Raw genomic sequence first — 14335 nt, forward strand, 5'->3', positions numbered from 1 at the left:
TACAAGATGTTAAGAGGATAACCTCTTATATGGGCCTTTATTCCTATTCAATCTATTGTACCTCTATTTCTATTATTTTACAATAGAAATAATGGTGCCCACCCTCCAATGTACTTGGGAAGAAATACACTGGAGGATAGGCACCATACAGTAAATAACGTATAGTACACATCTTATAGACATTCACAAATCTCATATAGTTTTTCAATGTTACATACCACAACTTTGCGGTCAATATAATCAATGATTCCTTCTCTTTTCCAACCATTTAAAATACGGTTAACACTTTCTCTTGATGTTCCAATATAGTCACCATATTCCTTATTTGTTAATTCGATCGTGATTAGGATTCCATCAGCACACTTAACTCCATTGTTCGTAGCTAATCGAACTAATGTTGAAGCTAATGCACCTGTCTTATCATTGAATAATAGGTCATTTAATTTTGATTGAGTTGCGCGGTGCATCCACCCTAACCAACTCATAAACTCTACTGCGAAGCTTCCGAATTCATACATTAACTTCTTTAAATCTTTTAATAAAATTACCCCTACCTCACTGTCTTCCGTTACTTCTGCTCGGTAGTCATAATATAATTCATCATTGATTCCAAGAAACTCACCTAAGATGCTGCCTTCTTCTTTAATAGAAAGAAGAAACTCTTTACCACTCTCAGTTGATGTTCTTAATTTAACTCTTCCTGATTGAACATAGTATAACTTATCCATTTGCTCGCCTTCCCAAAATAAATGGTGACCAGCTGCTATCTTCTTTGTTCTCATAATTCCTTGTAACTTATCAAAGTTCTCAGTCGATAAGAATTGGATTACACTCTTTTTAATTGAATCTATATTAAAAGAATAACCTTGATTTGATTGTTGAAGCATGATTGCCATTTTTCATTCCCCCTGTTGTGTTTCTTTGTACTTTAATCATATATCCATAGTGTTAATTACGGTATCGGGGGAATTACTGAACTTTACATTCGTTTTTTCCCTATTCAACTTACGTACTTTTCCCCAAGATTTTGTATAATCCTAGTGGAAAACAGTAAAAATGATGAGAGAAAGTCATTTTCCTGAAAGTAAAGTTAGGGGAATTCCCTGAATTACAATCTCCCTAAAAAGGATTACAATGGATGAAGTAAGATATTTATAAGGTAGTTGTAAATTGTTACCTTTCAGCTTGCTGCAGAAGATTCATAGTGCAGCTGGTCCCAAGAGCAGAAGGTCACAGAACAAGTGATCAAGGGGAGATTAATGTGGAGACAATAAAAATAGAAATGGAAGCCCAACTTAATGCACTTTGTACAGCAACATCAAGTGATTTCTCTGCGTTTGCACAAGTAAATGAGCACAACTACGAGATTCATTGGAAATATGTTTATGGTAATCAGAATAAAAGATATAAACAAATGATCGGGAAACCTGGAAAAGGCTTGTCTGGATCAGTTGTCCGTTTTGGAAGAAACATAATTATCGACCAGAATACACCTGATGTAGCACTGAGAAGGCTTGAGTACCCAATCATGCTTGCTGAGAATTTACAATCAGCCCTTGCAGTTCCCGTTAAATCATACAATCAAATTCTAGGTATCTTACTAATAGGGTCACGCTCTCCTAAGGAGTATAGTGAAGAACAAATTTCCTTTGTCGGACGTAAAGCTGAGGAAATATCATCCTTATTTTTAAAAGCAATACCATAATGACTAATGAATCCCATTGAAAGGATTCATTTTTTTTTATATGATTGAACTAACTGTGAGAAATGTCACACTACGATCAATTGGTGAAGGAGGAATAAAATGATTAAACTTCTTATTGTAGACGACCATGTCGTAGTACGATCGGGACTAATGATGTTACTAAACGGTAAAGATAATATTGAAGTAATAGGGGAAGCTTCTGAAGGGGATGAGGCAATCCGTAAAGCACAGGAATTAAATCCTGATGTTGTCCTAATGGATTTAAGTATGCCTCATGGTAAAGATGGCTTAACTGCGACTAAGGAATTACATGAACTAATGCCTCAGGTAGCAATTCTTATCCTAACCATGCATGATGACGAGGAATACTTATTCCGTGCAATCCATTCAGGTGCTTCAGGTTACATCCTAAAGAATGCTCCGCATGAGGACCTTTTATCCGCTATCCATTCAGTTGCTTCCGGTAATGCTTATTTAAACCCAACGGCAACAAAAAGTTTAATGAGTGGTTATATGGACCGTGTGAAAAATGGCGAGGGCTCAAATTCGTTTGAGTTATTATCTGACCGTGAGAAAGAGATTTTAGAGTGGATTGCAAAAGGTTACTCTAATAAGGAAATAGCATCTCATTTAGTGATTAGTGTTAAAACGGTTGAGTCCCACAAAAGCAACTTAATGGAGAAACTAGGTATAAAAACTAGACCAGAATTAGTTGAATACGCTATGAAGAAAGGATTGCTCCGTTTTGAATAAAAAAGAACGTCTATCTCACCAATCTGAAATTGGTGGCCCAAATGTAGAAATGCTTTTAGCTACTCTTCAGGATCATATTCAGGATTCAAATTTACGTACGGAGTTAAAACAATCCTTAACCCATCTTACAGATTTAACGTTCGCCCTTGATGAATCATCAATTGTTGCTTTAACGGACCAAAAAGGAAGAATACAATATGTGAATAAGAAATTCTGCGAGATATCTCAGTACACTAAGGAAGAATTACTTGGTAAAGACCATAGAATAATTAACTCAGGATATCACAGTAAAGAATTCATGACTTCATTATGGGAAACGATTTCATCTGGAAAGGTCTGGAAGGGTGAAATCAAAAATAGAGCAAAAGATGGCTCTTTCTATTGGGTAAACACGACTATTGTTCCATTCTTAGATGATGATGGGAAACCCTATCAATATTTAGCCGTTCGTAGTGAAGTAACAGAACTTAAAGAAGTTCAAGATGAACTTGAGAAAATGATGAACCGTGTCATTAGTATTCAAGAAGAAGAACGAAAGCGATTCTCGAGAGAATTACATGACGGTGTTGGGCAAAGTATGTTCTCACTTCTAATTCAACTTGACCAACTAATTAGTGACACAACAGATAATCGCCTCCAAAAACTGAGAGATGATGTTTCTTTTGTTATTGAAGATATCCGAGGACTTGCTTGGGAGCTTCGACCATCTGTTTTAGATGATCTTGGAGTAGTACCGGCAATTCGAAAGTATATCGAAAATTTCTCTCAGCACTATGGAATCAAAGTACATTTTGACTGTAACCTTAGAACTAGAATTGATATTCAAAAAGAAACAACCATCTATCGAGTGATTCAAGAGGCATTAACGAATATCGGTAAATACGCCAATGTAGATGAAGCTTCCGTTTCTGTTCATGAAACAGATAGTGAAGTGGTAGTTAAGATTGTTGATAAAGGTAAAGGATTTATCAGAGATAGAAAAGGTAAAGGCGTCGGTCTCTTCAGCATGGAAGAACGAGCAAAAGGAGTAGGCGGACACTTCTCTATCACTTCAACAGAAGGTGAAGGCACAACAATCGAATTCAATGTACCAAAATAAAAACTTGAAAACCTTGGGGCCTGACCCCCGGCGCTTTAAAGCTTTAGCGTGCCGGGGGTCAGGCCCCAAATCTTAATTCAAATCTCTTTTTTTATAGGATGTAAATGTTAGGGCAATGAGAATAAAGATCAGAACGAAAGAAAGGATAAAATATATTGTCTCATATCCTCCACCACTAAGAATTTGCTTCGCTTCAAAGTATTTAAAAGGTGTAAGGAATCTTAGTGGTTCGAGACTTTCTTTCATATCAATAGCAATGGACAAAATAAAGGCCGCAAGTAAGATTGCCGTTGCTATAGATGCGGCTTTTTTTGAGTTCTTTTTTAAAGCTGCTAATGCTGTTCCAATGGACATGAATAAAATTTGTAGCATAAACAGACCCATCATTAGTAAAGCTATGTCCTTAAAAACAGCTGCTCCGTCTGCATTTTGCTGCACAATTAGTAAAGAAGATATAAAAGTTATTATATTGAGCACCACTACATTTACTAGGGTTGCACATAGTTTTGATGAAATAATTTTATTTCTAGACAACGGTTTAACAAATAAAAACTCCGCTGTTTTATCTCTTTCCTCTTTTGCGATAATGGTCGCTCCAAGCATACTCGAATGAATAACAGCCATTAGTACAATATATAAAAATAGTAGTCCATAATAGCCCATAATGGTGGAAAGGTCGAAAGAATTGGAACCCATAATGGCTTGAAGAGATTTTGGCATTTGAGACATTAATTCATTCATTGATTGATCACTGGCGGAAAAACCTGAATACTTTCCTACACCACTTACAATCAATAAGACCATACCTATACTCCATATTATTAGTGACTTTCGATGAGCCTTTAATTCTCTGACAAATAAATTCATTATGAATCCACCTCCCTAAACAGTATGAACATCTCTTTTGTGATAAATATAGAAACTTGCAGAAATAGCTGCAACAATGATTAATCCACCAACTAATAAAAATGACCCTTCATAGCTTGCGTTTTCAATAATATAACTTGTATTAAAGTAATTAAAAGGCGTAATGTATCTTAAAGCCGTGTCATCCATCGCCGAGCTTACCATCGCAACCATAAAAAATCCAAACACAGTCCCTAATGAGACAGATATAACAGATTTTATTTTTGGAAATACCACAGAAACAATCACTCCTATTGATAGGAAAATAAGCTGCATTAAAAATAAGCTTACGGCTATTAAGAATAAGACTGTTACGTTGAACTCCTTCTCGCTTACGAATATTGCCATCATTATAGTGGTTCCTATGAAAAAGACATTCGTAACGATAAGTGATGTGAAAGCCGCTAGTAATTTTGCTGATAAAATCTGATAACGAGTAACTGGCTTTGTCAGTAGGAAGTCCGCTGTCTTTTCACTCGTTTCTTTAGATACCAATGATGTTCCTAGATTCATTGCTTGAATAGCACCACAAAGCTTTAAATATAAGAATATATAAGAGTAGAAACCTATCACTGTTGCGATACTATCAACCGATAGTCCAATTGCTTTACGCAACTCTTCTGGAAAGCCCTCTAACATTTCCTTAAAGGCTTGAGCGTCACTTGCAAAAGAAGGGAAAATCGCAAGGAATAGGACGACGAGTGACATCTGAGCCAAAGTCCATATAATCGTGGACTTACGATATACCCGTAATTCATGAAGATACATATTCATAGCCTTAGTCCTCCTTTTCGTAAAAATGCATAAAGATTTCTTCTAGACTAGGCTCCTCTATCCAAATATTTGAGATCTCAATCTCCGAAATCTTTTTCAGAATTGGATTAATATCACCCTTGAACATAAAACTTACTAGATTTCCATTTACCTCTAGTTGGTTGACACCTTGATCTAAAAAGTAGTTTTGTTCAATCTGTGCTTTTGTTTCAATCTTAATTTTCTTATAGTTATTTTCTTTTAACGTACTAATCTTTTCAACTTGAACTATGCGTCCATCCTTTATAATGGCTACTCGATCACATAGTCGCTGAACTTCACTTAGAATATGTGAAGAGAAGAGGATCGTAGCACCCTTCTTGTTCTCTTTTTCTAGTAGATCAAAGAACTTCTGTTGCATTAATGGGTCTAGCCCACTCGTAGGTTCGTCGAGAATAATTAACTTAGGTTCATGTAATAACCCCTGAACGATACCAACCTTCTTTTTATTCCCTAGACTCAGGTCATCAATTTTCTTCGTTAAATCTAGTTCTAGCAGTTCAGCTAGTTCTTTTATTCTTTTTGTACAATCTTTTTTATAAAAGCTTGCAGAGTATTTTAGCAGATCTATTACCTTCATATTGTCGTAATAAAAAACCTCAGAAGGCAAATAGCCTATTTCCATTTTAATCTCTGGTCCATGTTCAATAATGTCTTTGCCAAATATTGTGGCACTACCACTAGTTGGGTAGATTAAGGATAATAGTGTACGAATTGTCGTTGACTTACCAGCACCATTCGGTCCGATAAACCCAAAGATTTCGCCTTGTTCTACATGAAAACTTACATCTACAATTCCACGTGACTTACCATAGCTCTTCGTTAATTTATTAATTTCAATTACATTCATGCTTTGTCTCCTCCTTCTGCGTAGAAAGAATTTCTTAACATCTCTATATAAATATCAACTTCCTCAAATGCTTCGGTAAAGCTATCGTTCGCATCCTCTAGTAGTCTTGCTTTTTCAAGTGCCTGATTGCTAAAGCCTTCTAGTGTCCAAAGGATAATATTAATTGTTCTTTGAACATCAGTTCCTTCTTTAAATTTAGTTGTATCAATGCCATCAAACAATTTAGCTGAATGCTCTCTTAATAACTTACTATTGCTATCATTTAATTCAGTTTTGACTTCACTTGACTTTTCCATTTGTACAGCGACCATAAAATTAAATATTTCAGGGTATTTGTTCATCAATTTACTTTTGAGCAGGATGATATTTCGTAAGCGATTAAATATATCCTTTTCTGTTAAATCCAGTTCTGCAAACATCTCCTCCATTATAATTTCTACAAAATAGTCATACAGAAAGAAAAATAGCTCTTTTTTATTATTAAAGTAATGAAATAGCAGCCCTTTTGATATCCCTGCTCCTTTGACAATTTCGTTAGTCGATGCATTGTCATATCCTTTTTGGGTGAATTCATTCAGTGCTGCATTTAGAATTCGATCCCTTTTTTCTTGTTCTAGGCTTAAAAACTTTTCTGAATTCATCTATTAATGCCTACTTTCGAAACTAGTTTCAACATATTGACCACATCGGTCAATTACATTATATTCCCAACTGACCACTTTGGTCAATGGCTAATTTGTGTCTTTTGGGGCCTTCTTTTGGGGCCTGACCCCCAGCACTTTAAAGCTTTAATGCGCCGGGGGTCAGGCCCCAAAACATCATTTGTACTGTTAGTATGTTACAATTTAGGTACGACAATAAAACAGGAGGGATTATTTGATGGTTAGTCAAACAAGAGTAATTGTTCAAGAATCTTTGGATGCTTTATTGGAGGATAAAACATTCTTACCAGAATTAACCAATAAAACAAGAGAGCAGGCTTTTACATCCTTAGGAGCCATTCTTTCTACCCCTAACCATGTTAATAAGGCATTTTTGCGAATACCTTTAGAGGATGGGAAGGTTGTTAGAATCCCTGCTTTTCGAGTTCAACATAATAACACGCTTGGTCCTTATAAAGGGGGAATTCGTTTCCACGAGTCGGTTAATGAGGAAGAAGTAGTCAATCTCGCTTCTCTTATGACACTAAAGTGTGCACTTCACGAGGTTCCGTTTGGCGGAGGTAAGGGTGGAGTGGTATTAGATCCCCGAACAATTTCGATTAAAGAATTACATTCAGTCTGTAAAAAATACGTTCAGTATTTTAGTGATATTCTAGGGCCCGATAAAGATATTCCTGCTCCAGATGTTGGATCAGGGGAACGTGAAATGGACTGGATGATGGCTGAATACAAAAGCATTCGCCCAGGCCAACCATATCGAGGGAGTTTTACAGGAAAAAGTGTAGTCAATGGAGGGTCGCTCGGCCGTAGGGAAGCGACAGGAAAAGGAGTATACTTTACTTTCCGTTATATGCTTTATGACTTTATGAAGGAGCAAAAAAATCTCTTAGCAAAAACCGATAACCTATTTGCAAAAACAGCATTGGCTCATGAAAATAAGCCGCTCACTATGGCCGTACAAGGCTTTGGTAATGTAGGCTCTGTGGCTGCTCTTGAAGCTTATCACTGCACTCATATGCAAAATAAGATTGTGGCGGTAAGTGATCGTAATGTTACTCTATATAATTCAGATGGCTTAGATATTCCTACTTTAGTAAAATTCACTGCCCAAAACAGAGGAGATTTGCCCTCAACTGATGAATTATTAGCAAATGCTGGTGTGAAAGCAGAAATTTTAGACCGTTCAGACGTACTTTATTTAGATGTGGATTGTATAATGTTAGCAGCTTTAGAGGACCAAATCCACAAGGATAACATGGATAAAATTAAAGCATCCATCATCGTCGAAGGTGCAAATGCTCCGGTGACAAGTGAAGCTGATGCTTACTTAAATGCTAATGGGGCCATTATTATACCTGACATATTAGCAAATGCAGGTGGTGTTATTGTTTCTTACTTCGAGTGGTTACAAGGTCGAGAAACTCAGTTTTACAGTGAAGAAGAAGTCTATAAACTCTTATACGATAAAATGCAATCAACAATGAGTACAATTCTTCCTACCTATTTTAGTGACCCATTTTCATTACGACAAAACTGTTACATCCAGTCCGTCATGAAACTATCCACCATCCTATATAGGCAAGGGAAATTATATTAACATTTTGGGGCCTGACCCCCGGTGCGTTAAAGCTTTAAAGCACCGGGGGTCAGGCCCCATTTGTCATTATTTAATTTCAGATAGTGCCACTTCTTGATAGGCCTTGAAGAAATCACTGCAGAACTCATCCCACTCTGTTGCTGCTTCCATTGATGCATCACTTACTTCACCTAGGACAGGGCGTTGTAATAAATCTTCAAGTTTGGCTGAGAACTTTTCAATCGTTTCATGGGCTGCTCCGTCAAGTACGCTAGCGACAAATTCCTTTGGGGTATACCAATCTATGACTCTTTGTATGTCACGATATATTTGGGTTAATAATAAGTTTCTTGGTCCCTCCCATTGCTCGTTAACGACAACATCACGAAAAATACGTGGTAGCGATGAAAATTCCTCCATGACACCATGACCAGCGAATATTGACATGGCTTCATTTAAAACCTTAACCCCTTCATTTGTGGTACATATCTTTTGTAAAAGTACTAATTCTCTAAAATTAAATAATTGCTTTCTCGTTTCAAGTGGCGACTCCGAGTTAATGCCTGGGTTCAATGGTTGTTCTAACTTCAAAAACAGGTCATAAATTTTAAATGCACCCGCAGTTGTACGATGGGCAGCATCTTCAATGTACTTAAGTTTACTAGCTGCCAGTGGAAATTCTTTTACCTTTTTCCCAAAAACCATACGGAAATCAGCATAAAGATTTGCTTCCCTAGCAGCCCGGAGCATAAATCCAGCACACGCAATACCAATTTCTAGTCGTGAAAGTGTCAGCACTATTCCAACGGCTACAGCTATACCTTTATCTTTCGGACCAATGGGATAGGCAAGTGCTCCTTTATAATTAATCTCTCCTGTTGGCAGTTCTGCTGTTCCTAGCTTCCACTTAATTCGATTAATCTCGTAGCTGTTTCGCTTTTCCTTCTCTTTCTCACCTGGTAACCATGATGGAACAATAAAGGTTGATACCTTATCTGAACCAGATATTTTAGCGGTTACAACAGAATAATCAGCATGAGCAACTGAGCAGAAAAACTTGTTTCCGTACAAACGATAATTTTTTCCATCTGGTACTGCCTCTAAAAGATTAGCAGGCAAGTCGGAACCACCTTGAATCTCTGTCATGAACTGAGCACCAATTGCAAACTCACCATTGATGCCTTCTTTTGTATGCTCTAAAATCTCTTGTAGCTCCGGAATCTCTGGATTAGGAAATTGTTCAAGGATACCAATTAGTCCATGAGTACACGTTAATGGACACGCAACACCCGCTTCTCCTAGTTGGTGAGTTAGCATTCTTTTAATAAAACTTTCCCAAGGAGTCATTTTACTCGAAAACATTCCTTCACCAAAAACCTCTTGTTCTAGTTGGTGCATCTCCATAGGTCGTACAATCCGATCAATTCTATGATTAAATGCATCGAAATGAAGCATATAAGGACGCACTTCTGGTCTTGCAATTTGATCCGCTAGCTTATTCCACTTAAGTGAAACTGTAGGTGAGAACGAGCGTATTTTTTCATGTACTTGATCGTAGTCTGAACGAACATAATGCTTTGCTGCTTTTTGTAAAAATGGTTCATCACGATACCAATCCAAACTCTCTCGTTTTTCTAAAAACTCATTAAAGGTATATGAATTATTTCCTCTTGTTTCGTTTTCCTGGGAAGCTATGTTCATTACAAACCACTCCTTATTTCTCGTTGACAAATCTTAATATTCAGAATTATTATAAATGTAAGTGTACGTTAACGTCAACTTGGAGGAAATGCAAATGTCAGAAGAACGTCTATTTACGATTAGTGAATTAGCATCTATATTTGATATCAGCTCAAGAACGATAAGATATTATGAGGAAATCGGGATGCTTACCTCAAATAACCGCGATAGTTTAACCCAGCAACGTAGTTATACAAACAATGAACGGAGACGTTTAAAAATGATTCTCCGTGGCAAAAAGCTTGGTTTTAGTTTACACGAAATAAAAGAAATGATTGAACTCTACGAATCTAATCCTGAAGGCGATGATGAAAAAAAAAGAATAATAGACTATGCCGATCGGAAACTTGAAGAAATAAATGAACAAATTAGCCAGCTAGAAATACTAAGAGATGAAATACTCGCTCATAAAGAGAAGTATATTCAAGAGAGTTAATACTAGCGTTTAAAAAGAAGTCACTCATTTCAAGGTTACAAGCCCCCTCTAGTATTTTAGTAGGGGCCTTTTTTAGTGCATGAACATTTTAAACAATATGATATTATTAAAATGTTCATTGATAGTTATATATAGAAGGGGATTTGTTATGAAAAAAATTAGTATAATCTCAATTAGTATCATCATCTTCCTTACAGCTTCCTATGGTTTTGTTGGGAATTATTTTTATAACTACGCATTAAATGCGGATAAAAAGAAGGAGTTCCTTCAAGATAACCCACACCTCGAAAGAACTGAGGCCGTGTTGGCTGAAGTTGCAGAAGCTAGTGAACTAGCTGATGCGGAGTTTTCTAAGAAGCATTCACCAAGTCGACTAACGATTGTTTCTGAAGATGATTTAAAATTGAATGGCTACCTTTTTGAAAATGAGGGTACTACTCAGAAGTGGGCAATAGTAGTACATGGCTACAATGGAAATAGTACTCAAATGACTAGATATGTTCGGAATTTTTATGAAAATGGTTACCATGTGCTAACTCCTGATTTACGTGGACATGGAGATAGCGAAGGGCATTATATCGGTATGGGTTGGGATGACCGAAAAGATATGCTTCTTTGGATCAATCAAATTATAGAGAAGGACCCACAAGCAGAGATTCTTTTATACGGTATATCTATGGGTGGAGCTACAGTTATGATGACATCTGGGGAGAGTCTACCTGCTAATGTTAAAGTAATTGTTGAGGATTGTGGATATTCAAGTGTAGTTGATGAGTTCACATACCAGCTTGATGACTTGTTCGGATTACCTAAGTTTCCAGTTATGAATGCTGCGAACACAATAACTAAAATTCGTGCTGGCTATGATCTAAACGAGGCTTCCGCTGTGGAACAAGTTGCAAAGAGTAACACTCCTATTCTCTTTATCCATGGCGATGCTGACACCTTTGTTCCATACACCATGCTTGATGAAGTCTACAATGCCGCAAACGTCGAAAAAGAGAAACTTATCATTCCTGGCGCTGGGCATGGTGAAGCAGAAAAAGTAGACCCTGAAAAATACTGGAACACCATCTGGAACTTCGTAAACAAATTTATGTAAATTGTGTCTTCTGGGGCCTGACCCCCACTGCGTTAAAGTGTTAACGTGAATGGGTGGTAGGCTCTTTATTTTGGCATAGTTTGTCCCCTGACAAGCATAAGATTAAGTAAAAGGGGGTGTTATTCTGAGCCGTTCATTATCAGCTTTTCGATTGATTGAATATGCAGTTGCATTTGTGTTCATTATTTCAGGGCTTATGAAGATTTTCAGTTCAACACTGGGCAGTTACTTTATCTCTTTAGGTCTACCAGAGCCAATTCTTATTATGAATATTGTCGCTATTATTGAGATCATTTGTGGAATCTTTATTCTTTTAGGCAAAAGCGTTAAAAATGCTTCGATTCTCTTACTCGTAATTATGATTGGTGCGTTTTTATTAACTAAAGTACCACTGCTTCATACTGGACTTTTGCATTTTGCTTTTCATGCGAGATTAGATATTGTCATGCTCATTCTTCTTTACATCCTTTATTCGAAGTCCTATCGTTAACCACTTTCCAGATTGTATAAAGCAATCTGGATTTATTTTTGTTATGATGTAAATTCTAATAAGTAGGATTTTCTGCCGGTTTTAGGTAGAATATTATTTAGATAGACGAAATATTCATAATAGAAAAATACAGAGAGGAGATTACAATGAGCACAGCCTTGACCAAAGAAGCCCAGAATCAGAATGAAAATAAAGAGAAGATTTGGTCAAGAGATTTCACTTTGATCTGTTTATCAAATTTCTTTATTTTTCTTGGCTTTCAAATGACGTTGCCTACCATACCACTTTTTGTTGAACAACTTGGTGGAAATGATCAATTGATTGGTGTTGTTGTGGGGATTTTCACTTTTTCTGCATTAATTATGAGGCCATTTGCTGGTCATGCACTTGAGTCAAAAGGAAGAAAATTTGTTTACCTAGCTGGGTTAATCATATTCGTAATTTCAGTAGGCTCATTTGGCTTTGCATCTGCCCTAATGTTTTTATTTTTTTTGAGAATCATTCAAGGGATTGGATGGGGATTTTCAACTACAGCTTCTGGAACCATAGCGACTGATCTTATACCACCGAAAAGACGTGGCGAAGGAATGGGTTATTATGGATTATTCGGAAACGTTGCGCTTGCTGCGGGTCCAACTCTAGGCTTGACTCTGGTTGGCGTTCTAACTTTCAAACAATTATTTCTTATATGCGCAGCACTTGGTTTGGTTGCAGTCATGTTGTCATCAACGATTAACTATCGTCAGGTTGAAAAACCTACGACGAAAGCCAAAAGGTGGGACATTTATGAAAAGTCCGCATTACCACCTTCTATACTTCTATTTTTTATAACGGTTACGTTTGGGGGAATTGCTTCTTTCTTACCTTTATACACTGTTGAAAAAGGGATTGAAGGCATTCAATGGTACTTCTTTCTATTCGCGATTGGCATTATGATCTCTAGAACATTAGCTGGACGAATTTATGATCTGAAAGGTCATAGAGCAGTCTTTCCAGCAGGGTCTCTATCCATTTTTAGCGCCATGCTTTTGCTCGCATGGTTACCGAATAGCACCGTATTATACATAGCAGCTATTCTTTATGGGTTAGGCTTCGGTTCAATCCAACCTGCTCTACAAGCATGGTCCGTCCAATCAGCATCACTAAATCGAAAAGGAATGGCAAATGCTACTTTTTTCTCCTCCTTTGACCTTGGTGTAGGTATAGGTGCAATTGGATTCGGTCAAATCGCATACCTATTTGGATATAGCAGCATCTATGTGGCATCTGCGTTATCCGTATCTATTTCTATTCTCCTATACTTTTTCGTTTTAGGGAAAAAAACAAAATAAATTCGGGGCCTGACCCCCGGCGCTTTAAAGCTTTAACGCGCTGGGGGTCAGGCCCCAAGTGATTTATTTATAGTTTACAGTTACAGTGTATCCAAGGTTACTAAAGAATTCTTTAAGGACTCTTTCTGCACTATTTTCTGCTGTTTGTAATAAGCCAACTTCTAATGCTTCTTGTTTTATTAGTTCTTGGGCCTCTGCTGCAAGCTCAAATCCTTCTGACCACCTGACCTCAGTGCGGAATAACCCTTCATCTGAAAATGCTCTTACTTTATCCATCTGAATAGAGGGCTCTTGTATAAACGTTGCGTGAGGCAGTGTGAGGGTAATCTCTTTTTGCTTTTCATTTACATCTACTCTATCATTGGTTAAATTCTTTAAATCCACACCCGCAATCACTGTAGCAGGTACAACTAATAGTAGCTCTCTTTTTGTTCCTGGAATATTTACAGTTATATCTTTACCAAAAATCTTATTGTCTTGTTGTTCTATGATCACCTTTATGTGCGCTTGCGCAGTGGCAAGGGTCGATAACTCCTGAACCTGTTCAACGAATGCTGTTTCCCGTTGAGTGAAGGTACTGCCTGAAAAATACCATACCGTTCCTGCTATGAGTACAGTACAAATGATAAAAAGCCCAATAATTTTCAAGCCCCATATCTTAAAAAAATAGCGTAAAAACAAACCGGAGAGATTAGGCATTCTACTTTTTTGGCCCATAGCAACAGTTGTAGCTGACTCATCCCGACCAGCCTGTAACTCCTTTACTATACTTTCAAGCTGTAGTAACAACTCATCCTGCTTTTTCAAGTAACCCTCTCCTTTTTATCTATAAATCTCTAAAACTACACTTATATATAGTTTAACACACACGT

Annotated in this window: 15 protein-coding genes; 8 read left to right on the top strand and 7 right to left on the bottom strand. The window is 37.1% G+C overall.

Translation table 11 applies throughout. From position 1 onward, the window contains the following. Positions 1–173 precede the first annotated feature (173 nt). Entirely contained in the window at positions 174–896 is a 723-nt protein-coding gene (locus J2Z26_RS17670; RefSeq protein ID WP_193539929.1) for a Crp/Fnr family transcriptional regulator, read from the bottom strand. A 365-nt stretch (positions 897–1261) separates the two neighbouring features. On the opposite strand from J2Z26_RS17670, the gene J2Z26_RS17675 reads away from it, so the two are divergent. The 3 genes from J2Z26_RS17675 to J2Z26_RS17685 all read left to right on the top strand — a co-directional run bounded on the left by J2Z26_RS17675 (position 1262) and on the right by J2Z26_RS17685 (position 3557). After that, positions 1262–1705: a GAF domain-containing protein gene (locus tag J2Z26_RS17675; protein ID WP_193539930.1), complete on the top strand. Its 444-nt coding sequence runs from the start codon at positions 1262–1264 to the stop codon at positions 1703–1705. Between the two features lie 99 nt (positions 1706–1804). Then, complete coding sequence (locus J2Z26_RS17680; RefSeq protein WP_193539931.1) at positions 1805–2458, top strand: response regulator; 654 nt, start codon at positions 1805–1807, stop codon at positions 2456–2458. A 49-nt stretch (positions 2459–2507) separates the two neighbouring features. Next, positions 2508–3557 (top strand): PAS domain-containing sensor histidine kinase, encoded by a 1050-nt coding sequence (locus tag J2Z26_RS17685; protein ID WP_193539969.1) that lies wholly within the window; start codon positions 2508–2510, stop codon positions 3555–3557. A 72-nt stretch (positions 3558–3629) separates the two neighbouring features. Here the strand turns inward: J2Z26_RS17685 and J2Z26_RS17690 are convergent, their stop codons facing one another. From J2Z26_RS17690 to J2Z26_RS17705, 4 genes are read right to left on the bottom strand one after another with little or no spacing between them, the layout of a single operon-like run. Continuing rightward, on the bottom strand, positions 3630–4424 hold the full coding sequence (locus J2Z26_RS17690) for an ABC transporter permease subunit (RefSeq protein ID WP_193539932.1): 795 nt from the start codon (positions 4422–4424) through the stop codon (positions 3630–3632). 15 nt (positions 4425–4439) lie between these two features. Further along, positions 4440–5237 (bottom strand): ABC transporter permease subunit, encoded by a 798-nt coding sequence (locus J2Z26_RS17695; protein WP_193539933.1) that lies wholly within the window; start codon positions 5235–5237, stop codon positions 4440–4442. Between the two features lie 4 nt (positions 5238–5241). After that, positions 5242–6126 carry an ABC transporter ATP-binding protein gene (locus tag J2Z26_RS17700; RefSeq protein ID WP_193539934.1) on the bottom strand — a complete coding sequence of 295 codons (885 nt, stop codon included), beginning with the start codon at positions 6124–6126 and terminating at the stop codon, positions 5242–5244. Further along, the gene (locus J2Z26_RS17705; RefSeq protein WP_193539935.1) at positions 6123–6767 is read right to left on the bottom strand and encodes a TetR/AcrR family transcriptional regulator; all 645 of its coding nucleotides are present in this window, start codon (positions 6765–6767) and stop codon (positions 6123–6125) included. The genes J2Z26_RS17700 and J2Z26_RS17705 overlap by 4 nt, the downstream gene beginning before the upstream one ends. Before the next feature lie 238 nt (positions 6768–7005). Between J2Z26_RS17705 and J2Z26_RS17710 the strand changes: the two genes are divergently transcribed. Then, entirely contained in the window at positions 7006–8385 is a 1380-nt protein-coding gene (locus tag J2Z26_RS17710) for a Glu/Leu/Phe/Val family dehydrogenase (RefSeq protein ID WP_193539936.1), read from the top strand. A 66-nt stretch (positions 8386–8451) separates the two neighbouring features. Here the strand turns inward: J2Z26_RS17710 and J2Z26_RS17715 are convergent, their stop codons facing one another. Then, entirely contained in the window at positions 8452–10065 is a 1614-nt protein-coding gene (locus tag J2Z26_RS17715; RefSeq protein ID WP_193539937.1) for an acyl-CoA dehydrogenase family protein, read from the bottom strand. 94 nt (positions 10066–10159) lie between these two features. On the opposite strand from J2Z26_RS17715, the gene J2Z26_RS17720 reads away from it, so the two are divergent. The 4 genes from J2Z26_RS17720 to J2Z26_RS17735 all read left to right on the top strand — a co-directional run bounded on the left by J2Z26_RS17720 (position 10160) and on the right by J2Z26_RS17735 (position 13463). Then, positions 10160–10540 carry a MerR family DNA-binding protein gene (locus J2Z26_RS17720; RefSeq protein ID WP_193539938.1) on the top strand — a complete coding sequence of 127 codons (381 nt, stop codon included), beginning with the start codon at positions 10160–10162 and terminating at the stop codon, positions 10538–10540. 148 nt (positions 10541–10688) lie between these two features. Beyond that, positions 10689–11642 carry an alpha/beta hydrolase gene (locus tag J2Z26_RS17725; protein WP_193539939.1) on the top strand — a complete coding sequence of 318 codons (954 nt, stop codon included), beginning with the start codon at positions 10689–10691 and terminating at the stop codon, positions 11640–11642. Positions 11643–11793: 151 nt separating this feature from the next. Beyond that, positions 11794–12132: a DoxX family membrane protein gene (locus tag J2Z26_RS17730; protein WP_227413893.1), complete on the top strand. Its 339-nt coding sequence runs from the start codon at positions 11794–11796 to the stop codon at positions 12130–12132. A 146-nt stretch (positions 12133–12278) separates the two neighbouring features. Next, positions 12279–13463, top strand: coding sequence for an MFS transporter (locus tag J2Z26_RS17735; RefSeq protein ID WP_193539940.1), 1185 nt, complete (start codon positions 12279–12281; stop codon positions 13461–13463). 63 nt (positions 13464–13526) lie between these two features. Here the strand turns inward: J2Z26_RS17735 and J2Z26_RS17740 are convergent, their stop codons facing one another. Next, positions 13527–14270, bottom strand: a complete 744-nt coding sequence (locus tag J2Z26_RS17740; protein WP_193539941.1) for a DUF4230 domain-containing protein — start codon at positions 14268–14270, stop codon at positions 13527–13529. Positions 14271–14335: the final 65 nt, after the last annotated feature.

Source organism: Cytobacillus luteolus (assembly GCF_017873715.1).
In the GTDB taxonomy this organism is placed as follows: Bacteria; Bacillota; Bacilli; order Bacillales; family Bacillaceae_L; genus Bacillus_BV; species Bacillus_BV luteola.

What these genes read in the sequence shown, in the direction of transcription:
- J2Z26_RS17710 (WP_193539936.1), top strand. Translation starts at nt 7,006, where the DNA reads ATGGTTAGTCAAACAAGAGTAATTGTTCAAGAATCTTTGGATGCTTTA.
- J2Z26_RS17700 (WP_193539934.1), bottom strand. Translation starts at nt 6,126, where the DNA reads ATGAATGTAATTGAAATTAATAAATTAACGAAGAGCTATGGTAAGTCA.
- J2Z26_RS17690 (WP_193539932.1), bottom strand. Translation starts at nt 4,424, where the DNA reads ATGAATTTATTTGTCAGAGAATTAAAGGCTCATCGAAAGTCACTAATA.
- J2Z26_RS17725 (WP_193539939.1), top strand. Translation starts at nt 10,689, where the DNA reads ATGAAAAAAATTAGTATAATCTCAATTAGTATCATCATCTTCCTTACA.
- J2Z26_RS17735 (WP_193539940.1), top strand. Translation starts at nt 12,279, where the DNA reads ATGAGCACAGCCTTGACCAAAGAAGCCCAGAATCAGAATGAAAATAAA.
- J2Z26_RS17720 (WP_193539938.1), top strand. Translation starts at nt 10,160, where the DNA reads ATGTCAGAAGAACGTCTATTTACGATTAGTGAATTAGCATCTATATTT.
- J2Z26_RS17680 (WP_193539931.1), top strand. Translation starts at nt 1,805, where the DNA reads ATGATTAAACTTCTTATTGTAGACGACCATGTCGTAGTACGATCGGGA.
- J2Z26_RS17705 (WP_193539935.1), bottom strand. Translation starts at nt 6,767, where the DNA reads ATGAATTCAGAAAAGTTTTTAAGCCTAGAACAAGAAAAAAGGGATCGA.
- J2Z26_RS17685 (WP_193539969.1), top strand. Translation starts at nt 2,508, where the DNA reads ATGCTTTTAGCTACTCTTCAGGATCATATTCAGGATTCAAATTTACGT.
- J2Z26_RS17715 (WP_193539937.1), bottom strand. Translation starts at nt 10,065, where the DNA reads ATGAACATAGCTTCCCAGGAAAACGAAACAAGAGGAAATAATTCATAT.
- J2Z26_RS17670 (WP_193539929.1), bottom strand. Translation starts at nt 896, where the DNA reads ATGGCAATCATGCTTCAACAATCAAATCAAGGTTATTCTTTTAATATA.
- J2Z26_RS17695 (WP_193539933.1), bottom strand. Translation starts at nt 5,237, where the DNA reads ATGAATATGTATCTTCATGAATTACGGGTATATCGTAAGTCCACGATT.